Source organism: Pseudomonas fluorescens, assembly GCF_001623525.1.
In the GTDB taxonomy this organism is placed as follows: Bacteria; Pseudomonadota; Gammaproteobacteria; order Pseudomonadales; family Pseudomonadaceae; genus Aquipseudomonas; species Aquipseudomonas fluorescens_Q.
Genome location: NZ_CP015225.1, coordinates 3,601,421 through 3,626,836 on the forward strand (window position 1 = coordinate 3,601,421; position 25,416 = coordinate 3,626,836).

At 62.7% G+C, this 25,416-nt stretch carries 23 protein-coding genes; 10 read left to right on the plus strand and 13 right to left on the minus strand.

The features are described from left to right. Window positions 1-31 precede the first annotated feature (31 nt). From TK06_RS15565 to TK06_RS15615, 12 genes are all read right to left on the minus strand, one after another. Complete coding sequence (locus TK06_RS15565; protein ID WP_063322802.1) at window positions 32-586, minus strand: hypothetical protein; 555 nt, start codon at window positions 584-586, stop codon at window positions 32-34. A 144-nt stretch (window positions 587-730) separates the two neighbouring features. Next, entirely contained in the window at window positions 731-1,447 is a 717-nt protein-coding gene (locus TK06_RS15570; protein WP_058545985.1) for a TetR/AcrR family transcriptional regulator, read from the minus strand. A gap of 101 nt (window positions 1,448-1,548) precedes the next feature. Continuing rightward, on the minus strand, window positions 1,549-3,051 hold the full coding sequence (gene lysS / locus TK06_RS15575; RefSeq protein ID WP_057448378.1) for a lysine--tRNA ligase: 1,503 nt from the start codon (window positions 3,049-3,051) through the stop codon (window positions 1,549-1,551). Window positions 3,052-3,159: 108 nt separating this feature from the next. Beyond that, window positions 3,160-4,255, minus strand: a protein-coding gene (prfB, locus tag TK06_RS30930) for a peptide chain release factor 2 (protein WP_095963568.1) whose coding sequence is annotated in 2 segments (ribosomal slippage) — window positions 3,160-4,182 and window positions 4,184-4,255 — 1,095 coding nt in all. Because the reading frame shifts where the segments join, the coding sequence is not laid out codon by codon here. Window positions 4,256-4,608: 353 nt separating this feature from the next. Continuing rightward, on the minus strand, window positions 4,609-5,610 hold the full coding sequence (locus TK06_RS15580) for a response regulator (RefSeq protein ID WP_063322803.1): 1,002 nt from the start codon (window positions 5,608-5,610) through the stop codon (window positions 4,609-4,611). Window positions 5,611-5,655: 45 nt separating this feature from the next. Next, a complete protein-coding gene (locus TK06_RS15585) occupies window positions 5,656-6,666 on the minus strand; it encodes a chemotaxis response regulator protein-glutamate methylesterase (protein WP_063322804.1) in 1,011 nt (336 codons plus the stop codon). Continuing rightward, window positions 6,663-8,927, minus strand: a complete 2,265-nt coding sequence (locus TK06_RS15590) for a hybrid sensor histidine kinase/response regulator (RefSeq protein ID WP_063322805.1) — start codon at window positions 8,925-8,927, stop codon at window positions 6,663-6,665. Before TK06_RS15590 ends, TK06_RS15585 begins: the two co-directional genes overlap by 4 nt. Then, a complete protein-coding gene (locus TK06_RS15595; protein ID WP_063322806.1) occupies window positions 8,924-9,595 on the minus strand; it encodes a chemotaxis protein CheW in 672 nt (223 codons plus the stop codon). The genes TK06_RS15590 and TK06_RS15595 overlap by 4 nt, the downstream gene beginning before the upstream one ends. Further along, the gene (locus tag TK06_RS15600; RefSeq protein WP_063322807.1) at window positions 9,592-10,857 is read right to left on the minus strand and encodes a CheR family methyltransferase; all 1,266 of its coding nucleotides are present in this window, start codon (window positions 10,855-10,857) and stop codon (window positions 9,592-9,594) included. The genes TK06_RS15595 and TK06_RS15600 overlap by 4 nt, the downstream gene beginning before the upstream one ends. Then, on the minus strand, window positions 10,854-11,390 hold the full coding sequence (locus TK06_RS15605; RefSeq protein WP_063322808.1) for a chemotaxis protein CheW: 537 nt from the start codon (window positions 11,388-11,390) through the stop codon (window positions 10,854-10,856). The genes TK06_RS15600 and TK06_RS15605 overlap by 4 nt, the downstream gene beginning before the upstream one ends. Further along, window positions 11,390-13,012 (minus strand): methyl-accepting chemotaxis protein, encoded by a 1,623-nt coding sequence (locus tag TK06_RS15610; RefSeq protein WP_063322809.1) that lies wholly within the window; start codon window positions 13,010-13,012, stop codon window positions 11,390-11,392. The genes TK06_RS15605 and TK06_RS15610 overlap by 1 nt, the downstream gene beginning before the upstream one ends. A 319-nt stretch (window positions 13,013-13,331) precedes the next feature. After that, on the minus strand, window positions 13,332-14,042 hold the full coding sequence (locus tag TK06_RS15615; protein WP_063322810.1) for a tellurite resistance TerB family protein: 711 nt from the start codon (window positions 14,040-14,042) through the stop codon (window positions 13,332-13,334). A 183-nt stretch (window positions 14,043-14,225) separates the two neighbouring features. Between TK06_RS15615 and TK06_RS15620 the strand changes: the two genes are divergently transcribed. From TK06_RS15620 to TK06_RS15660, 9 genes are all read left to right on the plus strand, one after another. Further along, window positions 14,226-15,140 (plus strand): LysR family transcriptional regulator, encoded by a 915-nt coding sequence (locus TK06_RS15620; RefSeq protein ID WP_018611075.1) that lies wholly within the window; start codon window positions 14,226-14,228, stop codon window positions 15,138-15,140. Between the two features lie 144 nt (window positions 15,141-15,284). Beyond that, window positions 15,285-16,742: a gamma-aminobutyraldehyde dehydrogenase gene (locus TK06_RS15625; protein ID WP_063322811.1), complete on the plus strand. Its 1,458-nt coding sequence runs from the start codon at window positions 15,285-15,287 to the stop codon at window positions 16,740-16,742. 90 nt (window positions 16,743-16,832) lie between these two features. After that, a complete protein-coding gene (ydcS, locus tag TK06_RS15630; RefSeq protein ID WP_063322812.1) occupies window positions 16,833-17,984 on the plus strand; it encodes a putative ABC transporter substrate-binding protein YdcS in 1,152 nt (383 codons plus the stop codon). 229 nt (window positions 17,985-18,213) lie between these two features. Then, entirely contained in the window at window positions 18,214-19,251 is a 1,038-nt protein-coding gene (locus TK06_RS15635; protein ID WP_014336742.1) for an ABC transporter ATP-binding protein, read from the plus strand. Between the two features lies 1 nt (window position 19,252). Continuing rightward, window positions 19,253-20,200 carry an ABC transporter permease gene (locus TK06_RS15640; protein ID WP_063322813.1) on the plus strand — a complete coding sequence of 316 codons (948 nt, stop codon included), beginning with the start codon at window positions 19,253-19,255 and terminating at the stop codon, window positions 20,198-20,200. Further along, complete coding sequence (locus tag TK06_RS15645; RefSeq protein WP_063322814.1) at window positions 20,190-21,008, plus strand: ABC transporter permease; 819 nt, start codon at window positions 20,190-20,192, stop codon at window positions 21,006-21,008. The genes TK06_RS15640 and TK06_RS15645 overlap by 11 nt, the downstream gene beginning before the upstream one ends. Before the next feature lie 72 nt (window positions 21,009-21,080). Beyond that, a complete protein-coding gene (locus tag TK06_RS15650) occupies window positions 21,081-22,505 on the plus strand; it encodes a gamma-aminobutyraldehyde dehydrogenase (protein WP_063322815.1) in 1,425 nt (474 codons plus the stop codon). Window positions 22,506-22,651: 146 nt separating this feature from the next. Further along, complete coding sequence (locus tag TK06_RS15655) at window positions 22,652-22,915, plus strand: CopG family ribbon-helix-helix protein (RefSeq protein ID WP_063322816.1); 264 nt, start codon at window positions 22,652-22,654, stop codon at window positions 22,913-22,915. Next, window positions 22,878-23,177: a type II toxin-antitoxin system RelE/ParE family toxin gene (locus tag TK06_RS15660; RefSeq protein WP_063322817.1), complete on the plus strand. Its 300-nt coding sequence runs from the start codon at window positions 22,878-22,880 to the stop codon at window positions 23,175-23,177. Before TK06_RS15655 ends, TK06_RS15660 begins: the two co-directional genes overlap by 38 nt. 44 nt (window positions 23,178-23,221) lie before the next feature. Here the strand turns inward: TK06_RS15660 and TK06_RS15665 are convergent, their stop codons facing one another. After that, on the minus strand, window positions 23,222-23,407 hold the full coding sequence (locus TK06_RS15665; RefSeq protein ID WP_003198116.1) for a hypothetical protein: 186 nt from the start codon (window positions 23,405-23,407) through the stop codon (window positions 23,222-23,224). Window positions 23,408-23,768: 361 nt separating this feature from the next. Here TK06_RS15665 and TK06_RS15670 point away from each other — a divergent pair, with 361 nt between their 5' ends. Continuing rightward, entirely contained in the window at window positions 23,769-25,397 is a 1,629-nt protein-coding gene (locus TK06_RS15670; RefSeq protein ID WP_063322818.1) for a glucan biosynthesis protein D, read from the plus strand. The last annotated feature ends 19 nt before the right edge of the window (window positions 25,398-25,416 follow it).

A 25,416-nucleotide genomic window follows, 5' to 3' on the forward strand; every position in this document is an offset into this window, starting at 1 on the left:
ACTCCTGTGAAAAAACGTCCGCTTGTTGCTGTTATTGGGGTTTGACCAGCCGCTGGTAACGCACGGCCTCCGAGAACACATCGGAATTGGCCGGGTCGTCGAGGTAACTGAAAACCTTGTTCATGTCGCTGTCCACCAGCACCCCGTCACCTTCCTCGCTCTGGTTCGGCTGGCCGCTGAGGCGTTTCTGGCCGATGGCCTGGTTGATCTGGTCCACGTCCAGGTTGTAGACCACCAGCTCTTGCTTGTCGGTCAACTCGAAACCGGCGATCAAATAGTGGCCGCCAAACCGGGCCGGCACCTTGGCCGACACGTACCAGCGGCTGCCATGACGGGAAACAGTCAACGGGATGGCTTCACGCTCATGGGGCCTGGCCCTGAAGTAGCTGATGGCCTGGTAGCGGTGCTTGCCGACCTTCGTCAGCTCCAGGTTCAACGGTTCGCCCCAGGCATTGGTGCTGGTCCAGTGACCGAGCAGGCCCTCTGGCGCGGCTTCGCTTTGCGGCAAGGGTGCCTTGAAGGACACCAGGCAGCCACTGAGCAACAGCAACGACACGGCCAGGACAACGGCACGCCAGGCTTTCATTTGAACTCCCTATGGCAGGTGGCGCCTTGCCTTTGTGGCGAGGGAGCTTGCTCCCGCTTGAGCGCGCAGCGCTCACCAAAAAAGGGGCTGCTGCGCAGCCCAGCGGGAGCAAGCTCCCTCGCCACATAAACTGCGGTGCTTCAACTACACCGACGCCAGTACCAGATGCATGTAGCGGGTCAGGATGCCGAGCATATCTTCATCGGCTACCGGCTCGGCGCCATTGAGCAAGCCCTGATATTCCATCCGACCGATAATCGCCGTCAACACTTTGGCATCCTGTTGCGGCTCACGGGAGCCCAATACCTGGAAAAACTGACAGGTGCCGTGCAGCAAAATCTGCTGGTGGGAACGCACCAGCACCGCCAGGCGCGGGTTGAGCAGCGCTTCCTGGCGGAAGGCCTGTTCAGCCATCAGGTACTCACGGCGACTGTCCAATTGGTGTTGCACGTAGTCGGCGGTCATCCGGGCTATGTCGTCCGCCAGTTGCGAGCGCGATTGGGCGCTGCCGTCACCGTAAGCGACCATTTCCCGCAGCAAGCCTTCGTTACTGGCCCACAGCTTGGCCATGAACGCCGCGCTGCGCTCCACATACTGGGCGAAGGTATCGGTGAGCAGGTCATCGATGTCCTTGAAGTAATACGTGGTGGCCGACAGCGGCACGCCCGCTTCGGCGGCTACCGCGCGGTGCCGCACGGCTCGCACGCCATCGCGCACCACAATGCGCATGGCCGCGTCGAGAATCTCCTGGCGACGCTGCTCACTGCCCTGTCGGCTGGCCTTGCGGCCCTGGTACTGAACACTTTCAGCGACAGCCGTGGCGACGCCCGCTGCACCTTCTGAAGCCATTGCACGATTCACGACAGGTCTTCCTCGCTCTTTGAAAAACTAACCAATTGATACGTTTGTACCAGACAGGCAATAAAAAGCCGCCCATCGAGGCGGCTTTTTAGTTGAAGCACTTACGCTTGAGGCCGCATGTGCGGGAAGAGAATCACGTCCCGGATCGACGGCGAGTTGGTCAACAACATCACCAGGCGATCGATGCCGATGCCTTCGCCAGCGGTCGGCGGCATGCCGTACTCCAGGGCACGCACGAAGTCGGCATCGTAGTGCATGGCTTCGTCGTCGCCGGCGTCCTTGTCAGCCACCTGGGCCATGAAACGCTCGGCCTGGTCTTCTGCATCGTTGAGCTCGGAATAGGCGTTGGCGATTTCACGACCACCGATGAACAGCTCGAAACGGTCGGTCACGCTTGGGTTCTCGTCGTTGCGACGGGCCAGCGGCGACACTTCGAACGGGTACTGGGTAATGAAGTGCGGCTGCTCCAGCTTGTGCTCCACCAGCTCTTCGAAAATCATCACTTGCAGCTTGCCCAGGCCTTCGAAGCCGAGCACCTTGGCACCGGCCTTCTTGGCGATGGCGCGAGCCTTTTCGATGTCGTTCAAGTCATCGGCAGTCAGTTCAGGGTTGTACTTGAGGATCGAGTCGAACACCGACAGGCGCACGAACGGCTCGCCGAAGTGGAACACCTTGTCGCCGTACGGCACGTCGGTAGTCCCGAGAACAAGCTGCGCCAGCTCGCGGAACAGTTCCTCGGTCAGGTCCATGTTGTCTTCGTAGTCGGCGTAGGCCTGGTAGAACTCGAGCATGGTGAACTCAGGGTTGTGCCGGGTCGAAACGCCTTCGTTACGGAAGTTGCGGTTGATCTCGAAGACTTTCTCGAAGCCACCGACCACCAAGCGCTTGAGGTACAGCTCCGGCGCGATGCGCAGGAACATTTCCATGTCCAGGGCGTTGTGGTGGGTTTCGAACGGCTTGGCCGCCGCACCGCCGGGGATGGTCTGCAGCATCGGCGTCTCGACTTCCAGGAAGTCACGCTTCATCAGGAAGCTGCGGATGTGGGCGATGACTTGCGAACGTACACGGAAGGTCTGGCGTACGTCTTCGTTGACGATCAGGTCGACGTAGCGCTGGCGATAACGCTGCTCGGTGTCGGTCAGGCCGTGGTGCTTGTCCGGCAGCGGGCGCAGGGACTTTGTCAGCAGGCGCACGCTGGTCATTTCGACGTACAGGTCGCCCTTGCCGGAACGGGCCAGGGTGCCTTCGGCGGCAATGATGTCGCCCAGGTCCCAGGTCTTGACGGCGGCCAGGGTTTCTTCCGGCAGGGTCTTGCGGTTGACGTAGACCTGGATGCGACCGGTCATGTCCTGGATCACCATGAACGAACCACGGTCGAGCATGATACGACCGGCCACCTTGACAGGAATCGCCGCCTCGGCCAGCTCTTCCTTGGTCTTGTCCGCATACTGCTTCTGCAAGACGTCGCAGTAGGCGTCGCGGCGGAAGTCGTTGGGGAAGGCCTGGCCCTTGGCGCGCTCGGCAGCAAGCTTTTCCTTGCGCAGGGCGATCAGGGAGTTTTCTTCCTGTTGCAGGGCTTGCGGGTCGAGTTCTAGGTCGCTCATGTCTTTAAGGATTCCATCACAGGTTCGTTGCCCCCGGCCCCGGGCCGGAGTTTGCGGGCCAGTCTGCTCCTTGATGGAAGCGTGCCTGCCCGCCGCATGGGTGTCGCGTTACAGCCCTTGTTTGAGGCTGGCGATCAAGTATTCATCGATATCGCCATCGAGCACCTTGTCGCAATCGCTGCGTTCGATGCTGGTCCGCAGGTCCTTGATCCGCGAGGCATCGAGCACATACGAACGGATCTGGTGACCCCAGCCGATATCCGACTTGGTGTCTTCCAGGGCCTGGGACGCCGCGTTGCGCTTCTGCACTTCCTGCTCGTAAAGGCGAGCCCGGAGCATCTTCATCGCGGTGTCTTTGTTGGCGTGCTGGGAACGCTCGTTCTGGCAGCTGACCACGGTGTTGGTCGGTACGTGGGTAATCCGTACGGCCGAGTCGGTGGTGTTGACGTGCTGGCCACCGGCCCCGGAGGAACGGTAGGTGTCGATGCGCAAGTCCGCCGGGTTGATCTCGATCTCGATGTTGTCATCGATTTCCGGCGAAACGAAGACGGCCGAGAACGAAGTGTGGCGACGGTTGCCGGAGTCGAACGGGCTCTTGCGCACCAGGCGGTGCACGCCGATCTCGGTCCGCAGCCAGCCAAAGGCGTATTCACCCTTGATGTGCACGGTGGCGCCCTTGATCCCGGCGACTTCGCCGGCCGACAGTTCCATGATGGTGGCGTCGAAACCGCGCTTGTCAGCCCAGCGCAGGTACATGCGCAGCAGGATGTTGGCCCAGTCCTGGGCTTCGGTGCCGCCGGAACCGGCCTGGATGTCCAGGTAGGCGTTGTTCATGTCCATCTCGCCGCTGAACATGCGACGGAATTCCAGCTTGGCGAGGTTCTCGTCGAGGCGTGTCAGCTCGGCGACGACATCGCCGACCGCGCCTTCATCGTTCTCTTCGACAGCCATGTCCAGCAGGTCGCGGCAATCGGCCAGGCCGCTGGACAACTCGTCCAGGGTCTCGACGATCTGCGCCAGCGCAGAACGCTCGCGGCCCAGCTCCTGGGCGTACGAAGGGTTGTTCCAGACATTCGGATCTTCAAGCTCGCGATTGACTTCGGTCAGACGCTCATGCTTTTGATCGTAGTCAAAGATACCCCCGAATAGTTTCGGAGCGCTCGGACAGGTCCTTGATGGTGTTAAGGATCGGGTTGATTTCCATGGCGGGCAGCACTCGTTGGCGAACTTTTGAAAGCCGGCGAGTATAACGTAATCAAGCGCCAGCGGCAGCCCGCCTGGCGGCTTTAGGGGCAATGATACTCAGGGGTGGGTCAACACGGACCTGTGGCGAGGGAGCTTGCTCCCGCTGGGCTGCGCAGCAGCCCCAAAAGGAGCGACTCAACTCATCTGATACACCGAGCCGCCTGGTTTCAGGTCTGCTGCGCAGCCCAACGGGAGCAAGCTCCCTCGCCACAAAACTCATCTGATACACCGAGCCGCCTGGTTTCAGGTCTGCTGCGCAGCCCAGCGGGAGCAAGCTCCCTCGCCACAAAAGCAATCTCGCCAGGCTAGGGGTTATTCGAAGCCCACCCGATTCCGCCCATTGTGCTTGGCCAGGTACAACCCCTTGTCCGCCGCCGAGATCAGTTGCCGGCAATCGCCACCTTGCTGCGGCGTGATGGTCGAGACGCCAATGCTGATGGTCAGGTTCTCGCCGCCGTCAGGCGTGGTATGGGGGATTTTCAGGGCGACGACGCCCTGGCGCAGTTTCTCGGCCATTAGCCGGGCGCCGCCCGGCGAGGTGCCGGGCAGGACCAGGGCAAACTCCTCGCCGCCGTAACGGGCTGGCAAGTCGGATGGACGGCTGCACGCCTCGCGGATCGCCGTGGCGACCTTGCGCAGCGCTTCGTCGCCCTCCAAGTGGCCGAAGTTGTCGTTGTAGGCCTTGAAGTAGTCCACATCGATCATCAGCAGCGACAGTTGGCTCTGGTCGCGCATCGCCCTGCGCCATTCCAGCTCCAGGTATTCGTCGAAGTGCCGGCGATTGGACAGGCCGGTCAGGCCGTCGGAGTTCATCAAGCGTTGCAGCACCAGGTTGGTGTCGAGCAGTTGCTGCTGGCTGACCCGCAGTGCCCGATAGGCCGCGTCGCGTTGCAACAGCATCATGTAGGAACGCGAGTGATAGCGGATGCGCGCCACCAGTTCGATGTTGTCCGGCAACTTGACCAGGTAGTCGTTGGCCCCGGCAGCGAACGCCGCACTCTTGACCAGCGGGTCCTCCTTGGTGGACAGGACAATGATCGGGATATCGCGGGTGGCCGGATGGTTACGGTACTCGCGCACCAGGCTCAGGCCATCCAGGCCGGGCATCACCAGGTCCTGGAGAATCACCGTCGGCTTGATGCGAACCGCATGGGCGATGGCCTGGTGAGGGTCGGAGCAGAAGTGGAAGTCGATGTTGTCTTCATTCGACAGCCCGCGCCGCACCGCCTCGCCAATCATCGCCTGGTCGTCAACGAGCAAGACCATGGCGGCGTTTTCTTCGCGCTTGAATTCGTCGAGCTGCAGATCATTCATGGTGGCTTACCTGAGTACGGCCTGAGGCAACGCGGGCGGAATTCTTCATGGGGTAAAAATCTCCAACAACCGTGGCGCGATAGCGTCCAGGGCGAGAATATGGACGGCGGCGTCGATGGCGGCCGCCGCTTTGGGCATCCCGTACACCGCGCTGCTGCGCTGGTCCTGGGCAACGGTCACATAGCCCTGCTGGCGCATGAGTTTAAGCCCTTGTGCACCGTCGCGGCCCATGCCGGTGAGCAATACGCCCACCGCGTCACCGCTCCAGTACTGGGCAACACTTTCAAAAAACACGTCGATGGAGGGCCGGTAGATCTCGTTCACCGGCTCGGCGGTGTAGGCCAGGGTGCCGTCCTTCAACAAACGCAGATGATGGTTGGTCCCGGCCAGCAACACCGTGCCACTTTGCGGCGTCTCGCCGTGCCGGGCCAGGCGCACCGTGTGGCCCGACACGCTGCCCAGCCACTCGGCCATGCCTGCGGCGAACACCTCGTCCACATGCTGGACCAGCACGATGGCCGGGGCAAAGTCACGCGGCAGCGCCTTGAGCAGCACTTCCAGCGCCGCCGGCCCGCCCGCCGACGACCCGATGGCCACCAGGCTCTTGCGCGACACTGCCGCACGCTGCGCCGCCGGCGCGGGGCGCTCATGCTTGTTGCGTTCACCGATCAGCCAGCCGATGTTGGTGATCTTGCGCAACAGCGGTGCCGCCGCGTCCGCCGGGTTACCGACGCCCAGGGCCGGGGTATCGACCACATCCAGCGCGCCATGGCCCATGGCCTCGAACACTCGGTGGACATTCTGCTGGCTGTCCCCGGTGACAATCACGATCGCGCAGGGGCTGTCGGCCATGATCCGCCGGGTGGCCTCCACACCATCCATGATCGGCATGAGCAAATCCATCAGGATCAGGTCCGGGGTGTACTCGGCGCAACGCTGCACCGCCTCGGCCCCGTTGGCCGCCACCCAGACCAGTTGATGCGCCGGCTCGAACGCCAGGGCCCGGCGCAGGGCCTCGACCGCCAGGGGCATGTCATTGACGATGGCGATCTTCAAGCGCGCGCCCCTCCGATCAATTCGACCACGGCATCAAGCAAGGCGTCGTCATGGAAACTCGCCTTGGCCAAATAATAGTCGGCGCCGGCGTCGAGGCCACGGCGACGATCTTCTTCACGATCCTTGTAGGACACCACCATCACCGGCAGCGATTGCAGTCGGTTGTCACGCCGCAACAGCGACACCAGCTCGATGCCGTCCATGCGCGGCATGTCGATGTCTGTGATCAGCAAATCGAAATCCTCCGAGCGCAATGCGTTCCAGCCGTCCATGCCATCCACCGCCACGGCGACGTCGTAGCCGCGATTGAGCAACAACTTGCGTTGCAGCTCGCGCACGGTCAGGGAATCGTCCACCACCAGGATCCGCTTGCGCGGGGCCTGGGCCTGGTTCTGCCGGGCGATGCGCTCCAGGCGTCCGGTATCGAGCAACTTGTCCACCGAACGCAGCAGGTCTTCGACATCGACAATCAACACCACTGAGCCGTCGTCGAGCAAGGCCCCGGCGGAAATGTCCTGGACCTTGCCCAGGCGCTCGTCCAGGGGCAGGACCACCAGGGTTCGCTCGCCGATGAAGCGCTCCACCGCCACGCCGTAGATCGTCTCGCGCTCGCGAATCACCACGACCTTGAGGGTTTGGTTGCTGCCTTGCGTCGCCGGGCGATTGAGCAACTGGCTGGCGGCCACCAGCCCGATATGCCGGCCTTCGTGCCAGAAATGCTGGCGGCCTTCGACCTGAACGATGTCTTCCGGCGCCAGGTCGCACATGCGTTCGATGTGGGCCAGGGGAAAGGCGTACGCTTCATCGCCGACTTCCACCACCAGGCTGCGCACCACCGACAGCGTCAGCGGCACCTCAAGATGGAAACGACTGCCCTCGCCCGCCGTCTGCTCCAGCACCACCGCGCCGCGCAGTTGCCGGACCATGTGCTGGACCGCGTCCAGGCCGACGCCGCGCCCGGACACTTCGGTGACCTTGTCGCGCAAGCTGAAACCGGGCAGGAACAGGAAAGTCAGCAGTTCCTCTTCGCTCAGGCTGGCGGCGGTTTGCTCAGGGGAAAGGCCGCGCTCGACGATGCTGCGGCGCACCCGTTCCAGGTCCACCCCGGCGCCATCGTCCGCCAATTCCAGGACCAGCAGGCCGGCCTGATGGGAGGCGCGCAGGCGGATCACGCCTTCGGCAGGCTTGCCGGCCAGTATCCGTTGTTCCGGGGGTTCGATGCCGTGGTCCACGGCGTTGCGCAGCAAGTGGGTCAGTGGCGCTTCGAGCTTTTCCAGTACATCGCGGTCGACCTGGGTTTTCTCGCCTTCAATCTCCAGGCGCACCTGTTTGTCCAGGCTGCGGCCCAGGTCACGGACCATGCGTGCCTGACCCGAAAGCACATCGGCGAATGGGCGCATGCGGCAGGCCAGCGCCGTGTCGTACAGCACCTGCGCCCGCTGACTGGCCTGCCAGGCGAACTCATCCAGCTCGGCGGTTTTCTGCGCCAGCAATTGCTGGGTTTCGGCGAGCAAACGGCGGGCATCGCCAAGGGCTTCCTGGGCTTGCAGGCTCAGGGCATGGTCCTTGAGGTGTACATTCAGCTCTTCAAGGGCACGCAAACCGGTGCTTTGCTGGCGCTTGAGCCGCTGCATCGTCGCCAGCCAGGGCTTGAGGCGCTGAGTCTCCACCAGGGACTTGCTCGACAGATCGAGCAAGCTGTTGAGGCGTTCGGCCGTGACCCGCAAGACCCGCTCGCCGCCTTCGGTGACCCGTTTGCGCTGGGGGGCCGGCTCCGTTGCCGGAGGCGGTTCCACGTCCGGCAGCTCGATGCGTAGCGGCTCGACCGCTGTCTCGACGCTGGGTAAGACCACTGCCGGGGCCTGTGGCGCGTTGGGATCAAGCAGCCGCCCCATCAACGCCACATAGGCGTCGATATCCGGGGCACCGACGCTGTTGCCCGGGGTGGCGATGCGCATCAGCAGGTCAGTACCTTGCAGCAAGGCATCGATGTGTTCAGCGCCCAGCACCAGGCGCTGCTCTTGGGCGCTGACCAGGCAATCTTCCATCACATGGGCCACGCTGACGCCAGCGTCCACCCCGACAATGCGTGCCGCGCCCTTGAGGGAATGCGCCGCGCGCATGCACGACTCCAGGTAATCGGCCTGGGTCGGATCGCGCTCCAGGGCCAGCAGGCCGGCACTCAGCACCTGGACCTGGGCTTCGGCTTCCAGGCTGAACAGCTCCAGCAACGAGGCGTCGCGCATCTGGTCAGGGGTCATGACAGGCTCCGAGCCACGGCGGACAGCAGTTGTTCTTCATCCAGCCAGCGCAGGCTGCGGCCCTTGAAGGGCAGCACACCACGGGTGTACTTGCCCGTCGATTGCGAAGCGCTCGCCAGGACGCGTTCATCGATGGCGTGGATGCCGTCGACCTCATCCACCGGCACCACCACCGGCCCGCCCTTGGCCGCGACAATCAACATGCGCGGCATCACCCGTGCGCCGGAAAGCACCGCTGTGCCGGGTTCCAGGTCCAACAGCTCCACCAGCGACAGGCAGGCCACCAGCGCCCCGCGTACATTCGCCACCCCCAACAAGGCCCGCGAGCGCTGGTGGGGCAAGGAATGGATCGGCTGCAACGGCGCCACTTCCACCAGGCTGCGCGTCGTCAGGCCCAGCCATTCCTCGCCGAGGCGGAACATCAACAGCGAGCGCGTGACCGCATCGGTGTCCGCGGGGGCAAGAGACAGATCCCGCTGATCCTGCGGCAAGGCATAACGGTCGAGCAGCCGGGTGGCGGCCGCCGAATACACCGAGCAATTGCGGCAGTGAATATGCTCGACCAACAACGGACAGGATTTGTCGCCATGCACGCCGATGCGATTCCAGCAGTCGTCGATAGCCTGGGCATCGTCATGGGTAACGGTGTAAGAAGCCGAACCGCTCATCGTTTGTGCTCACTGTCTGCCGCGCGCCCGCTACGGGCGGCGCGTTCCTGCAATCGACGGGCTCCGGCCGCGTCTCCCTGGGAAGCCAGCAGCGCCGCCAGATGCACCAGGGCCTCGGCGTGTTGCGGTTCAAGATAAAGCGCCTTGCGATAAAAACCCTGGGCTTCAAGGGCGCTGCCAGCCATGTCGCTGAGCAGGCCCAACCAATAGAACACCTGGGCGTTTGGCGCGTGGCTGCGCAAGTAGGCCTCGCAGGCCACGCGGGCCTCGGCGCTTTTGCCACCGTTGGCCAGGGCAGCAATATTGGCCAGCAAGGCCGCAGCGTCACTGCTTTTGGGTTCGGCAATCGGCGTCACGCTTGCCGCAAACGGCCGCGGCCGAATCACCGGCGGGACAACGCGGGGCGGTGGCTGACGAACCGGCAGCGGGGTCGGCATCAAGGCCGGCAACGGTTGCGGCTCGGGTGCCCCCTGGCGGCTGAAGGCGAACGATTGGGCAATCCCGATCGAGCGCATGCCCAATCGGCCCAGCAAGCTGCCCTCGGCAGGGCCGATAAACAGCACACCGTCCTGATGGGTCAGGCGCTTGAGCACCTCGAACACCTGCTGCTGGGTCGGCTGGTCGAAATAGATCAGCAAGTTGCGACAGAACACAAAGTCGTAAGGAGCCTCGTTCACCAACAAGGCCGGATCCAGCAGGTTGCCCACTTGCAAACGCACCTGTTCGCGCACCCGCTCGCTGAGGCGGTAGCCCTCGTCTTCGGCGTCGAAGTAGCGCTCGCGAAAACCCAGCTCCGCGCCACGGAAGGAATTCCTGCCGTAACGCGCTTCCCTGGCCCGCGCCACCGACAGCGGGCTGACATCCAGGCCGTCGACCTTGAACTGATGTGGCCCCAGGCCCGCGTCGAGCAAGGCCATGGCAATCGAATAAGGTTCTTCGCCGGTGGAACACGGCAAGCTGAGGATGCGCAGCGCGCGCAGGTGCTTGATCTCGGCCAGGCGCTTGACGGCCAGCCTGGCGAGGGTGGCGAAGGATTCGGGGTAGCGGAAGAACCAGGTCTCCGGGACGATCACCGCTTCGATCAGCGCCTGCTGCTCCGGGGCCAAATGCTGCAGGGCCTGCCAATACTCATCGGCGGTTCGCCCGGGCACGGCACTGATCCGTTGGCGCACGGCCCGCTCGATGATCGCGGTGCCGACGGAGGTCACATCCAGGCCGATGCGCTCCTTGAGAAAATCGAAAAAACGCTGGTCGTTGTTCATGGCGTTGCCCCGAGGTCGTCGAGGTCCAGCGGCGGCGCAGGAAACAGCAGCGCCCGAACGGATTCATCGAGCAGGTCATTGACCCGCACCCATTGCAGCAACCCCTGGGCATCTTCGCGTACCGGGCCGAGGTACGGCGCCTGCCGGTTGTCCAGGCCATAGGGTTTGAAATCGGCCGGGTCACAGCGCACGGTGTCGGTCGCCTGTTCCAGGATCAGGCCCAGCACCTGCCCCGTTTGTTGCGCGTCGCCCTGATAGCGCACCAGCACCAGTCGCGTACTGGTCCGGGCCTCGGCGCTCTGGCCAAAGGTCAGGGCGCACAGGTCGATCACCGGCACCACCGTGCCACGCCAGGCAAACACCCCCGCCACCCAGGACGGCGCCCGGGCGATCGGTTTGAGGGGCAGGCGCGGCAGCACTTCCACCACATCGATGGCCTGCAGGGCGTAACGTTCGTTGCCGATGCAGAACACCAGGAACAACGACTGGCGGGCCGTCGGTGCGGCGCCACGCCGGGTCTCGAGTTCACCCATCAGACTTTGAAACGCGAGACGCCGCTGCGCAGCCCTACGGCTACCTGGCTCAGCTCGTCGATGGCGGAACTGGCCTGGCGCAGGGACTCCACGGTCTGGCTGCTGGCATCGCCCAGTTGCACCAGGGCGTGGTTGATCTGCTCGGCACCGGTGGCCTGGGCCTGCATGCCTTCGTTGACCATCAACACCCGCGGTGCCAGGGCCTGGACCTGATGGATGATCTGCGACAGTTGCTCACCCACCTGTTGCACTTCGGCCATGCCTCGGCGCACTTCTTCGGAGAACTTGTCCATGCCCATCACGCCGGCCGATACCGCGGACTGGATCTCGCGCACCATCTGCTCGATGTCATAGGTCGCCACGGCGGTCTGGTCGGCCAGGCGTCGTACTTCAGTGGCGACCACGGCGAAACCACGACCGTACTCACCGGCCTTTTCGGCCTCGATGGCCGCGTTGAGGGACAACAGGTTGGTCTGGTCGGCCACTTTGACGATGGTCACCACCACTTGGTTGATGTTGCCGGCCTTCTCGTTGAGGATCGCCAGCTTGGCGTTCACCAGATCGGCGGCACCCATCACCGAATGCATGGTTTCCTCCATGCGCGCCAGGCCTTGCTGGCCGGAGCCAGCGGCCACCGAGGCCTGGTCTGCGGCGGTGGACACTTCAGTCATGGTGCGCACCAGGTCTCGGGAGGTGGCGGCGATTTCCCGGGAGGTCGCGCCGATCTCAGTGGTGGTGGCGGCGGTTTCGGTGGCCGTGGCCTGTTGCTGGCGCGAGGTCGCAGCGATCTCGGTGACCGAGGTGGTGACCTGCACGGATGAACGCTGGGCCTGGGACACCAGTGAGGTCAGCTCGGCCATCATGTCGTTGAAGCCGGTTTCCACGGCACCGAATTCGTCTTTGCGCGCCAGGTTCAGGCGCCCGCTCAGGTCGCCGCTGCGCATGATCTCGAGGATCTCGACGATGCGGTTCATCGGCCCCATGATCGCCCGCATCAGTAACAGGCCACAGAGTACGGCGACGACCAGCGCGACCAGTAACGACAGGCCCATGGCGACCTTGGCCGCCGTTACCGCATCGCCAATGGTCTGGGTGGCACTTTGCGCCAGTTCGCGATTGCGCTCGATGATCTGGTTCAAGTGCCCGCGGCCGTCGAGCCACGCCTTGGTCAGCTCTGTGTTCAACGCCAGTCGCGCCCCTTCGTAATCCTTGCGCTGATACAGGTCCAGGACCTTCGCCAAGGCCTTGTTGAAATCCTGGTGATTGACTTCGAACTCGTCGAAAGAGACTTGGTCGGCCGGGGCCTGGATCAGTTTCTGATAGTTCTGTATTTCTTCGCGCAGGTGCTGCTCGAAGCCCTGGTAGCGGGCCTTGTCCTCAGCGGTGATTTCCCGGTTACCCGAAAGGCCGACGATCTGCTGGGTCAAGACGTAGCTGTCCACCCAGCCACCGCGAATCATGGAGCTGTAATACACCCCGGGCACCGCATCGACCCGGACGTTTTCTTCACTGTCCTCGATCTTCAACAACCGTGAGTACGAGACAACCACCATCAACAGCATGATGGCGATGATCACCGCAAAACTCGCCAGGATGCGTTGGCGCAATGTCCAATTCTTCACAGTAAAACCTCGGGCACTTGAAAATGCTGGGGAGTATAGCCGAGGGTTGCGTGGTGACTTAAGGGCGGCGTGGGGCGAAGGCAAGGTTCATTAATCGCCCAGGGCCAGATGAGAGCCCTGTGGCGAGGGAGCTTGCTCCCGCTGGCGTGCGGAGCACGTCCAAACGGACCGACGCGGTATGAGCTGACCCACCGCATCGGCTGGTTTGGGGCGGCTGCGCCACCCAGCGGGAGCAAGCTCCCTCGCCACAGGGGGTTGCGCCCTTCTGTGGGAGCCTGCTCGCGATGGCGGTGGATCAGGGAATAGCGCTGGGGCTGTTCTAGGCGGTCGCCTGGCGCACCTGTTTTTCCAGTTCCACTTTCAACCCCGGCTCCAATTTGAGTTGGCGCGCCAGTTCATCGAGGTAGGACTTCTCCATGAAGTTTTCCTCGTCCACCAGCATTACGCTGGCGATGTACATTTCTGCCGCCATCTCCGGGGTGCTGGCGGCGCGGGCGACGTCGGTGGGGTCCAGGGGCTTGTTGAGTTCGGCGTGCAGCCAGTGTTGTAGTTCCTGGTCGTTGTCGAGCTTGGTGAACTCGCCTTCGATCAACTGCCGCTCGCGCTCGTCCACATGGCCGTCGGCCTTGGCCGCCGCCACCAGCGCCTTGAGGATCGCCTGGCTGTGCTGCTCGACCTGCGCCGGGGGTACACGGTCGAGGGTCTGCGGTTCGGATCTCGGCGCGGTGCCTTGCTGGGCCTGCCAGTTGCCGTAGGCCTTGTAGGCGATCACGCCCAAGGCTGCGAGACCGCCATAAGCCAAGGCCTTGCCGCCGAAGCTGCGGGCTTTCTTGTTGCCCAGCAACAGGCCCATGGCCCCGGCGGCCAGTGCCCCGCCGCCCGCGCCGGAAAGCATCCCGCCCAGGTTGCCGGAGCCGCCGAGCAATCCACCCAGACCGCCGGATGACTTGCCTTGGGACCCGCCAGCCTTGTTCTGCAACATTTCCTGGCCGGACTTGAGAAGCTGATCGAGCAATCCACGGGTGTTCATTTGTTGTCTCCACCTATTCGGGTCAACTTAAGGCCACCAGCGTAGATCGAAAGTGCCCCGGCGCCGTTGGCGAGATTGCTTCCAGATGTTGCCTGGCTCATTCAAAGACACACTTACCTACCCTTCTAAAAAAACGATATACACTCCAGCACATTGATAAAACCGCCTTCCGGGTATTCGACCATGATGACCCTGCGCCAGATCCGCCATTTCATCGCTGTGGCCGAAACCGGCTCGATCTCCGCCGCTGCGCAAACGGCGTTCATTTCCCAGTCGACCTTGACCCTGGCCATCCAGCAACTGGAGCAGGAAATCGGCGTCAGCCTGTTCAACCGCCACGCCAAAGGCATGACCCTGACCCATCAGGGTCATCAATTCCTGCGCCAGGCCCATTTGATCCTGGCTACGGTCGACAACGCCAAGCGCAGCCTGCAACAGAGCACCGACCAGGTCGCCGGCCAAGTCACCATCGGCGTCACCAGCCTGGTCGCCGGCTATTACCTGGCGGACCTGCTGACCCGTTTCCAGCGCGCCTATCCCAACGTGGAAATCCGGGTGATGGAGGACGAGCGGCCCTACATCGAGCATTTGCTGGTCAGCGGCGAAATCGACGTCGGGGTGTTGATCCTGTCCAACCTGGAAGACCGCCATGCCTTGCAGACCGAAGTGCTGACGCATTCACCACACCGCTTGTGGCTGCCGGCGCAGCACCCATTGCTGGAACACGACAGCATCAACCTGGCCGACGTGGCCCGCGAGCCGCTGATCCAGCTGAACGTCGATGAAATGGACCGTAACGCCCAACGCCTGTGGCGCGGTGCCGGCCTGCAACCGAAGATCACCCTGCGTACGGCATCGACCGAAGCGGTGCGCAGCCTGGTGGCGGCGGGGTTGGGCGTGTCGATCCAGCCGGACATGACCTACCGGCCTTGGTCGCTGGAGGGTGACATCATCGAAGCACGACCGATTGCCGACCTCAACCAGACCCTCGACGTCGGCCTGGCCTGGCGCCGGGGCACGGCGCGACCGGCGTCGGTCGACCCGTTCCTGGCCGTCGCCCGGGAGCAGCCTCATGGCGGGCGCAAGCCATCTATTTAATCGAACGCAGCCTTGAGTATTTCGAATTTGTCGGCCTTGAGGCTGAGCACTAGTCTTGCTGCATCACCCCATTCCATTGTGGGAGCGAGCAAGCTCGCCCCCACAGGTTCGGTGTTTCAACCGACATAAAAAGAGAAATCGGACATGGCTGGTATGCAAACCCCGTTGTGCACCGCGTTGCTGATCGACGGGGAACTCGTTCCCGGTGCAGGCATTGTCGAGCCGATTCTCAACCCGGCCACCGGCGAAGTGGTGGCTCACATCGCCGAGGCCAGCACTGAACAGGTGGAAGCCGCGATCCTCGCCGCCCATCGCGCCTTCGACGGCTGGTCGCGCACCACGCCGCAACAACGCTCGAACCTGCTGCTGGACATTGCCAGCGCCATCGAAAAGAACGCCGATGAACTGGCCCGCCTCGAATCCCTGAACTGCGGCAAGCCGCTGTACCTGGCGCGCCAGGACGACCTCAGTGCGACGGTGGATGTATTCCGTTTCTTCGCTGGCGCCGTGCGCTGCCAGACCGGCCAGCTCAGTGGCGAATACCTGCCCGGCTACACCAGCATGGTGCGCCGCGACCCGATTGGCGTGGTGGCGTCCATCGCACCATGGAACTACCCGATCATGATGGCCGCGTGGAAAATCGCCCCGGCCCTGGCCGCCGGCAATACGCTGGTGTTCAAGCCGTCGGAACACACACCGCTGTCGATCCTGGCCCTGGCGCCGACACTGGCGCAGATCCTGCCTCGAGGCGTCATCAATATCCTCTGCGGGGGCGGCGAAGGGGTGGGCAGCCATCTGGTCAGCCATCCCAAGGTGCGCATGGTCTCGCTGACCGGCGATATCGTCACCGGGCAGAAGATCCTTCAGGCGGCAGCGAAAACCCTCAAGCGCACGCACTTGGAGCTGGGCGGCAAGGCACCGGTGATCGTGTGCAACGACGCCGACATCCAGGCCGTGGTCGAAGGCGTGCGCACCTACGGTTATTACAACGCCGGGCAGGATTGCACCGCGGCGTGCCGGATCTACGCCCAAGGCGCGATTCACGATCGCCTGGTGGCCGAACTCGGTGCGGCGGTCAGCAGCCTGCGCTTTGCCGGCAAGCGCGACGCCGACAACGAGATCGGCCCGCTGATCAGCACCCGCCAGCGCGACCGCGTCGCCAGTTTCGTCGAGCGCGCCCTCGGCCAGCCGCACATCGAACGCATCACCGGCGCGGCGGTGCATTCCGGCGCCGGTTTCTACTACCAGCCCACGCTGCTGGCCGGCTGCAAGCAAAGCGATGAAATCGTCCAGCGCGAAGTGTTTGGCCCGGTGGTCACCGTGACCCGCTTCGACGAACTCAGCCAGGCGGTGGACTGGGCCAACGACTCCGAATACGGCCTGGCGTCCTCGGTATGGACGCAAAACCTGGACAAGGCCATGCAAGTGGCGGCGCGCCTGCAATACGGCTGCACCTGGATCAACAGCCATTTCATGCTGGTCAGCGAAATGCCCCACGGCGGCCTGAAGCGCTCGGGCTATGGCAAAGACCTGTCCAGTGACTCGCTCCAGGACTACAGCGTGGTGCGCCACATCATGGCCCGCCACGGCCAGCATCTGTAGATAACAGCACTACTCTAATAACAGGCCTTCAATGGCGCTTCACCCCGTTGAAACACTGCCCCGACCATAATTAAAGCAAGAGGGATTTCCATGTACGCGCACAAGACCGTATTGCTCAGTGCAATCACCACGGCGCTGCTGACCAGCGTCAGCCTCCAGGCCGCCGAACCGCTCAAGGCCGTCGGCGCCGGCGAGGGCCAACTGGATATCGTCGCCTGGCCGGGTTACATCGAACGCGGCGAAAGCGACAAGGCTTACGATTGGGTCACCGGTTTCGAGAAGGAAACCGGTTGCAAGGTCAATGTGAAAACCGCCGCCACCTCCGACGAAATGGTCAGCCTGATGACCAAGGGTGGCTACGACCTGGTCACCGCCTCGGGCGACGCCTCGTTGCGGCTGATTGCCGGCAAGCGTGTGCAGCCGATCAACACCGCGCTGATCTCCAACTGGAAAAACCTCGATCCGCGCCTCAAGGATGCACCGTGGTACGTGGTCAACCAGCAAACCTACGGCACCCCGTACCAGTGGGGCCCGAACGTGCTGATGTACAACACCGACGTGTTCAAGCAGGCGCCCACCAGTTGGAACGTGCTGTTCAGCGCCCAGAACCTGCCCGACGGCAAGCCGAACAAAGGCCGCGTGCAAGCCTACGATGGTCCGATCTACATCGCCGACGCGGCGCTGTACCTCAAGACCGCCAAGCCTGAGTTGGGCATCAAGGACCCCTACCAACTCGACGAGGCGCAGTACAAGGCCGTGCTGGAATTGCTGCGGGGCCAGCAACCGCTGATCCACCGCTACTGGCACGACACCACCGTGCAGATGAGCGATTTCAAGAACGAAGGCGTGGTGGCGTCCGGCGCCTGGCCGTATCAGGTCAACGGGCTGATGAACGAGAAGCAACCGATCGCCTCGACCATTCCCAAAGAAGGTGCCACTGGTTGGGCCGACACCACGATGTTGCACGCCGAGGCCAAGCACCCCAACTGCGCGTACAAGTGGATGGATTGGTCGCTGCAACCGAAAGTCCAGGGTGACGTCGCCGCCTGGTTCGGCTCCTTGCCGGCGGTGCCGGCGGCGTGCAAGGGCAGCGAGCTGCTGGGCGCCGAGGGCTGCAAGACCAACGGTTTCGATCAGTTCGACAAGATCGCCTTCTGGAAAACCCCACAGGCCGAGGGCGGCAAGTTCGTGCCGTACAGTCGCTGGACCCAGGACTACATTGCGATCATGGGCGGGCGCTAAAGCGCATTAACCTGTTTTGGGGGAACCTGCTTAACCCTGTGGCGAGGGAGCTTGCTCCCGCTGGCGTGCGCAGCACGCCCAAAACAGACCAACGCGGTATGACCTGACCCACCGCATCGGCTGGTTTTGGGGTGGCTGCGCCACCCAGCGGGAGCAAGCTCCCTCGCCACGGGATCGCATTCCAATCCCTGAAATTTCATACCCGCCCCGCTTTTTGGAGCCCCGCACCATGACGCTTGCAGTCCAATTCACCCAGGTATCCCGTCAGTTCGGCGATGTGAAAGCCGTTGACCGGGTTTGCATCGACATCCAGGACGGCGAGTTCTTTTCCATGCTGGGCCCATCCGGTTCGGGCAAGACCACCTGCCTGCGGCTGATCGCCGGGTTCGAACAACCCAGTGCCGGCTCGATCCGCATCCATGGCGAAGAGGCCACCGGGCTCGCGCCATACCAGCGCGACGTCAATACGGTTTTCCAGGATTACGCCCTCTTCCCCCATATGAACGTGCGCGACAATGTGGCCTACGGCCTGAAAGTCAAAGGCGTCGCCAAGGCCGAGCGCATCAAGCGCGCCGACGAAGCGCTGGAGATGGTTGCCCTGGGCGGCTACGGCGAACGCAAGCCGGTGCAGCTCTCCGGCGGCCAGCGCCAACGCGTGGCCCTGGCGCGTGCGTTGGTCAATCGCCCACGGGTGTTGCTGCTCGATGAGCCCTTGGGCGCCCTGGACTTGAAGTTGCGTGAACAGATGCAGGGCGAGTTGAAAAAGCTGCAACGCCAGCTGGGCATCACCTTCATTTTCGTCACCCACGACCAGACCGAAGCACTGTCGATGTCCGACCGCGTGGCGGTGTTCAACAAGGGCCGCATCGAACAGGTCGACACCCCACGCAACCTGTACATGAAACCGGCGACCACCTTCGTCGCCGAATTCGTCGGCACCTCCAACGTGATCCGCGGCGAGTTGGCCCGGGAACTGAGCGGTTATCCACAGCCGTTCTCGATTCGCCCGGAACACGTGCGTTTCGCCGAGGGTCCGTTGGCCAGTGGTGAGATCGAAGTCCACGGCCTGCTGCACGACATCCAATATCAGGGCAGCGCCACGCGCTACGAGTTGAAACTTGCCAACGGCCAGACCCTGAACCTCAGCCAGGCCAACACCCAGTGGCTCGACAACACGGCGCAGCACCAGACCGGCCAGCATCTGAGCGTACGCTGGGCGCGGGAGGCGATGGTCGCGCTGCACGACACCGTCAGTGGCGAGGTGTGAGATGAACACCCTGGCCATCGCTCAAACGCCCGCGCCCGGCTCACCGTTGCGACGTTTTTCCAACCTGCTGTACCGGCGCCCCAACCTGTACCTGTCGATGTTGCTGGTGCCGCCACTGATCTGGTTCGGCGCAATCTACCTGGGCTCGCTGCTGACCTTGCTGTGGCAAGGTTTCTACACCTTCGACGACTTCACCATGGCGGTCACGCCGGACCTGACCCTGGCGAATTTCGCGGCGCTGTTCCAACCGTCGAACTTCGACATCATTTTGCGCACCCTGAGCATGGCGATAGCGGTGTCCATCGCCAGCGCCATCGTCGCGTTCCCGATTGCCTATTACATGGCGCGCTACACCAGTGGCAAGACCAAGGCGTTTTTCTACATCGCGGTGATGTTGCCGATGTGGGCCAGCTACATCGTCAAGGCCTATGCCTGGACGCTGCTGCTGGCCAAGGGCGGCGTGGCGCAATGGTTCGTCCAGCACCTGGGCCTGGGGCCGGTGTTGCAGTTCGTGCTGGGGATCCCCGGCGTGGGCGGCAGCACCTTGTCCACCTCACACCTGGGGCGTTTTTTGGTGTTCGTCTACATCTGGTTGCCGTTCATGATCCTGCCGATCCAGGCGTCCCTGGAGCGTCTGCCGCCATCGCTGCTGCAAGCCTCGGCCGACCTGGGCGCCAGGCCACACCAGACGTTCATGCAGGTGATCCTGCCGCTGTCGATCCCCGGCATCGCCGCCGGCTCGATCTTCACCTTCTCGCTGACCCTGGGGGATTTCATCGTGCCGCAACTGGTGGGCCCGCCAGGCTACTTCGTCGGCAGCATGGTCTACGCCCAGCAAGGCGCCATCGGCAACATGCCCATGGCCGCGGCATTCACCCTGGTGCCCATCGTGCTGATCGCGATTTATCTATCCATCGTCAAGCGACTGGGGGCTTTCGATGCACTCTGACTCTCAAGACCGGGCCTCGTGGGGCTTGCGGATCGCGGCGTGGGGCGGGCTGGTGTTCCTGCACTTCCCAATCCTGATCATCTTCCTTTACGCCTTCAATACCGAGGACGCGGCGTTCAGCTTCCCGCCCAAGGGCCTGACCTTGAAGTGGTTCAGCGTCGCCTTCTCGCGCCCGGATGTGCTGGAGGCGATCAAGCTGTCGTTGCAGGTCGCGGCCATCGCCACGCTGATCGCCATGGTGCTTGGCACCTTGGCCTCGGCGGCGCTGTACCGGCGCGATTTCTTCGGCAAACAGGGTATTTCGCTGATGCTGATCCTGCCGATTGCCTTGCCGGGCATCATCACCGGTATCGCGCTGCTGGCGACCTTCAAGACCTTGGGCATCGAACCCGGGATGTTCACCATCGTCGTCGGCCATGCAACCTTCTGCGTGGTGATCGTCTACAACAACGTGATCGCCCGCCTGCGCCGCACCTCCCACAGTCTGATCGAGGCTTCGATGGACCTGGGCGCCGACGGCTGGCAGACCTTCCGCTACATCATCTTGCCTAACCTGGGGTCGGCACTGCTGGCTGGCGGGATGCTGGCGTTCGCGCTGTCGTTCGACGAGATCATCGTCACCACCTTCACCGCCGGCCACGAACGCACCTTGCCGCTGTGGCTGCTCAACCAGCTCAGCCGCCCCCGCGATGTGCCGGTGACCAACGTGGTGGCGATGCTGGTGATGATAGTCACGATGTTGCCGATATTGGGCGCGTATTACCTGACCCGTGGCGGTGAGAGCGTGGCCGGTAGCGGCGGGAAATAATCAACAGTGATCGCTCACTGGGGAACCGCTCCCACAGGGGACTTGGGAAAACATTCAAGAGAGGACTTGGACATGCAAACCAAACTGCTGATCAACGGCCACCTGGTAAACGGCGAAGGCCCCGGCCAGGCGGTGTTCAACCCGTCGCTGGGCCGGGTACTGGTGGAAATCAACGAGGCCAGCGAGGCCCAGGTCGATGCCGCCGTGCGCTCCGCCGATGCCGCCTTCGAAGCCTGGTCGCAAGTACCGCCCAAGGACCGCTCCCTGTTGCTGCTCAAGCTGGCTGACGCCATCGAAGCCCATGGCGAAGAACTGGCGAAGCTGGAGTCGGACAACTGCGGCAAACCCTTGAGCGCCGCGCTGAACGACGAGATCCCGGCGATTGCCGACGTGTTCCGCTTCTTTGCTGGCGCCAGCCGCTGCATGAGCGGTTCGGCGGGCGGCGAGTACCTGCCGGGGCACACTTCGATGATCCGTCGCGATCCGGTGGGCGTCATCGCCTCCATCGCGCCATGGAACTACCCGCTGATGATGGTCGCCTGGAAAATCGCCCCGGCCCTGGCGGCCGGCAATACCGTGGTGCTCAAGCCGTCGGAGCAAACCCCACTCACGGCGTTGCGCCTGGCGGAACTGGCGTCGGAAATTTTCCCGGCTGGTGTACTCAACGTGATCTTTGGCCGTGGGCAGACCGTCGGCAATCCGCTGGTCACCCACCCGAAAGTGCGCATGGTGTCGCTGACCGGCTCCATCGCCACCGGCTCGAACATCATTTCCAGCACGTCCGACAGCGTCAAGCGCATGCACATGGAACTGGGCGGCAAGGCCCCGGTGATCATTTTCGACGACGCCGATATTGACGCGGCGGTGGAAGGCATTCGCACTTTCGGTTTCTACAACGCCGGCCAGGACTGCACCGCCGCCTGCCGCATCTATGCCCAGCAAGGCATCTACGAGCAGTTCGTCGAGAAACTCGGTGCCGCGGTGGGCAGCATCAAGTACGGCCTGCAAACCGCGCCGGACACCGAAATGGGCCCGCTGATCACCGCCCAGCACCGCGACCGCGTGGCCGCTTTCGTCGAACGGGCCATCGCCCAGCCACATATCCGCCTGATCACCGGCGGCAAGGCCGTGGACGGCAACGGTTTTTTCTTCGAGCCGACGGTGCTGGCCGACGCCCAGCAGGATGACGAAATCGTCCGCCGGGAAGTCTTTGGGCCAGTGGTGTCCGTCACCTCGTTCCTCGACGAAGCACAAGTACTGGCCTGGGCCAACGATTCGGACTACGGCCTGGCCTCATCGGTGTGGACCGCCGACATTGGCCGTGCCCATCGCCTGTCAGCCCGCTTGCAATATGGCTGCACCTGGGTGAACACGCACTTCATGCTCGTCAGCGAAATGCCCCATGGCGGTCAGAAACGTTCCGGCTATGGCAAGGACATGTCCATGTATGGGCTGGAGGACTACACGGTGGTGCGGCATGTGATGTTCAAGCATTGACGACAAGACAACGTTGGCAACACATGCTCGCGCCTGCCCGGCGTTCGTCCTGCTAAGGTTTTCGTCGATCGGTGCACGCCCGCCGGTTGACGGAAATCCTGGCAGCACCTAGGGTGTCTACAACGTATACACCTTGGAGATCAGCCATGGCCTCGCCCGTTTTGTCCTTTCGTGTGGAAGAAGGTCTGGCCCAACAGCTGGACTTGCTGGCTGCCGCCACCGACCGCGACCGCCAATATCACCTCAAGCGTGCACTGGTTCGATATGTGGAAGCCGAATCCTGGCATCTGCAAGCCATCAGCGAAGGCATGGCCGATGCCGACGCTGGAAATCTGACCGATCTGGACGCCGTGAAGGCTAAGTGGGCAAAGCGTGCCGAGCATCGTACTGACCGACAAAGCACAGAGTGACCTCGACTCGATCCACGAACATTACCAAAGCGCTATCGGCGCAGAAGGCGCCGATGAGGTCATCCTCGCCATCCTGGAGACATTGCGCCAACTGCAACGCTTTCCCGGCTCGGGCCGTCCTTCGGTCGTTCCCGATATTCGAGAGCTGGTGTTGACACGCTACCCGTTCGTTGCCCCGTACCGGCTCGAGCAGGGACAACTGCAAGTCCTGCGGATACTGCACCAGCGCACCGAACGTCCCCAGGACTGGTCGGTGGAGTGATGTCGGCCGGCGCGCCTGCCCCGACCGCTCACCTGCGCCAGGCTTCAAAACCGCGAAACACTCCTCATCGCATCCACCAGATAGCGCATGGCGATGCGGTCGTTTTCCGACAACTCCCGATAGCGCTCCACCAGTCTCAATTCTTCAAGGCTGAGCCGGCGTGTCCTGCGCGGGTTGGTCAGGCCTGGAAAGATCCCCAGCATTTCGGTAATGCCCTGTATTTTTGTCATGAGTTGTCCTTCTTTACGTCGAGGTTGACCTGATAGCGCCGTCTGAACCCGGGTTAGATCGTCTATCACGCTAAAGAATAGGGAGGATTCAAAGCGTGAAAAGGGAGTTTTAGAGTAATTAGTCAAAAAATGCCGCAATCCTTATAAAAAAAGAAATAACTGTAAGAAAATTTGACCAGGCCACGCTTTCCTTGCTCTCAAAGCCTGTATTTCCCCTATGATTTTGCGCCTCGGTGAACCGATCCAGCTCTCAGGTATCTGTTCTAACGTTCGTCGCGTTTGGCCAAAGGCATGTCCGAACTCTTTTATCAGTCTTTGTTGCCAGGATCGGCTCGGGATTGTTTCGAGAAAGGTTGTATTTATGCACCGCAGGAATCTGCTCAAGGCCTCCATGGCCTTCGCCGCCTACACCGGGCTTTCAGCCTCAGGCCTCATGGCAGCACGCGCCTGGGCCGCCGATCAGACTGCCGACGGCGAAGCCCGTCCTTTCGACTTCAACGGTTTGAAAGATCAAGCCCGACGGCTGGCCGAGAGCCGCTATGTCGACACCAAGCAAGTCCTGCCAGAAACCCTGGCCCTGATGTCTCCGCTGCAGTTCAACGCCATCCAGTACGACGTCAACCACTCGCTGTGGAATGACCTGGACGGGCGGCAACTGGATGCGCAGTTCTTCCACGTCGGCATGGGCTTCAAGCAGCCGGTGCGCATGTACAGCGTCGATCCGAAGACGCGTATGGCCCGTGAGGTGCACTTCCGTCCGGAACTGTTCAACTATCAGAAAACCACGGTCAACACCGCGCAATTGAAGGGTGACCTGGGCTTCGCCGGCTTTCGCGTCTTCAAGGCGCCGGAACTGGATCGGCACGACATCGTTTCGTTTCTGGGGGCCAGCTACTTCCGCGCCGTGGATGCCAGTGGCCAGTACGGGCTGTCGGCCCGCGGTTTGGCCATCGACACCTACGCCAAGCAACGCGAAGAATTCCCGGACTTCACCAAGTTCTGGTTCGAAACCCCGGAAAAGAACAGCACCCGGTTCGTGGTCTATGCCCTGCTCGACTCCCCCAGCGCCACCGGAGCCTATCGGTTTGACATCGATTGCCAGCCAACCCGGGTAGTGATGGAGATCGACGCGCACATCAATGCCCGTACCGCCATCGAGCAACTGGGTATCGCGCCCATGACCAGCATGTTCAGCTGTGGCACCGTCGAACGGCGCATGTGCGACACCATTCACCCGCAAATCCACGATTCCGACCGGCTGGCCATGTGGCGCGGCAACGGCGAGTGGGTGTGCCGTCCGTTGAACAACCCCGCCACCTTGCAATTCAACGCCTTCGCCGACAAGGACCCGAAAGGTTTCGGCCTGGTGCAGACCGACCACGACTTTGCCAGCTACCAGGACACTGTGGACTGGTACAGCAAGCGCCCAAGCCTGTGGGTCGAACCGACGACGGCCTGGGGCGAAGGCTCGGTCGACTTGCTGGAGATTCCTACCACCGGCGAAACCCTGGACAACATTGTCGCGTTCTGGACGCCGAAAAAACCGGTGGCCGCCGGCGACTCGCTGAACTATGGCTACAAGCTCTACTGGAGCGCGCTGCCGCCGGTCAGCACGGACCTGGCCCGCGTCGACGCCACCCGCTCAGGCATGGGCGGTTTCATCGAAGGCTGGGCACCGGGCGAGCATTACCCGACCGTCTGGGCACGTCGTTTCGCCGTGGACTTCAGCGGCGGCGGCCTCGACCAACTACCGCCGGGCACCGGCATCGAACCGGTGGTGACCTGCTCCCACGGCGAAGTGAAGGACTTCAATGTGCTGGTGCTGGATGCGATCAAGGGCTACCGCATTACCTTCGACTGGCACCCGACCGACGACAGTGTGGAGCCGGTGCAGATGCGCCTGTTCATTCGCACCAAGGACCGCACCTTGAGCGAGACCTGGTTGTACCAGTACTTCCCGCCGGCGCCGGATAAGCGCAAGTATCCCTGATCGTTATCCAGCGACTGGG

What these genes read in the sequence shown, in the direction of transcription:
- TK06_RS15580 (WP_063322803.1), bottom strand. Translation starts at nt 5,610, where the DNA reads ATGAATGATCTGCAGCTCGACGAATTCAAGCGCGAAGAAAACGCCGCC.
- TK06_RS15620 (WP_018611075.1), top strand. Translation starts at nt 14,226, where the DNA reads ATGATGACCCTGCGCCAGATCCGCCATTTCATCGCTGTGGCCGAAACC.
- TK06_RS15640 (WP_063322813.1), top strand. Translation starts at nt 19,253, where the DNA reads ATGAACACCCTGGCCATCGCTCAAACGCCCGCGCCCGGCTCACCGTTG.
- TK06_RS15615 (WP_063322810.1), bottom strand. Translation starts at nt 14,042, where the DNA reads ATGAACACCCGTGGATTGCTCGATCAGCTTCTCAAGTCCGGCCAGGAA.
- TK06_RS15565 (WP_063322802.1), bottom strand. Translation starts at nt 586, where the DNA reads ATGAAAGCCTGGCGTGCCGTTGTCCTGGCCGTGTCGTTGCTGTTGCTC.
- TK06_RS15625 (WP_063322811.1), top strand. Translation starts at nt 15,285, where the DNA reads ATGGCTGGTATGCAAACCCCGTTGTGCACCGCGTTGCTGATCGACGGG.
- ydcS (WP_063322812.1), top strand. Translation starts at nt 16,833, where the DNA reads ATGTACGCGCACAAGACCGTATTGCTCAGTGCAATCACCACGGCGCTG.
- TK06_RS15605 (WP_063322808.1), bottom strand. Translation starts at nt 11,390, where the DNA reads ATGGGTGAACTCGAGACCCGGCGTGGCGCCGCACCGACGGCCCGCCAG.
- lysS (WP_057448378.1), bottom strand. Translation starts at nt 3,051, where the DNA reads ATGAGCGACCTAGAACTCGACCCGCAAGCCCTGCAACAGGAAGAAAAC.
- TK06_RS15635 (WP_014336742.1), top strand. Translation starts at nt 18,214, where the DNA reads ATGACGCTTGCAGTCCAATTCACCCAGGTATCCCGTCAGTTCGGCGAT.
- TK06_RS15665 (WP_003198116.1), bottom strand. Translation starts at nt 23,407, where the DNA reads ATGACAAAAATACAGGGCATTACCGAAATGCTGGGGATCTTTCCAGGC.
- TK06_RS15655 (WP_063322816.1), top strand. Translation starts at nt 22,652, where the DNA reads ATGGCCTCGCCCGTTTTGTCCTTTCGTGTGGAAGAAGGTCTGGCCCAA.
- TK06_RS15590 (WP_063322805.1), bottom strand. Translation starts at nt 8,927, where the DNA reads ATGACCCCTGACCAGATGCGCGACGCCTCGTTGCTGGAGCTGTTCAGC.
- TK06_RS15600 (WP_063322807.1), bottom strand. Translation starts at nt 10,857, where the DNA reads ATGAACAACGACCAGCGTTTTTTCGATTTTCTCAAGGAGCGCATCGGC.
- TK06_RS15645 (WP_063322814.1), top strand. Translation starts at nt 20,190, where the DNA reads ATGCACTCTGACTCTCAAGACCGGGCCTCGTGGGGCTTGCGGATCGCG.
- TK06_RS15595 (WP_063322806.1), bottom strand. Translation starts at nt 9,595, where the DNA reads ATGAGCGGTTCGGCTTCTTACACCGTTACCCATGACGATGCCCAGGCT.
- TK06_RS15650 (WP_063322815.1), top strand. Translation starts at nt 21,081, where the DNA reads ATGCAAACCAAACTGCTGATCAACGGCCACCTGGTAAACGGCGAAGGC.
- TK06_RS15670 (WP_063322818.1), top strand. Translation starts at nt 23,769, where the DNA reads ATGCACCGCAGGAATCTGCTCAAGGCCTCCATGGCCTTCGCCGCCTAC.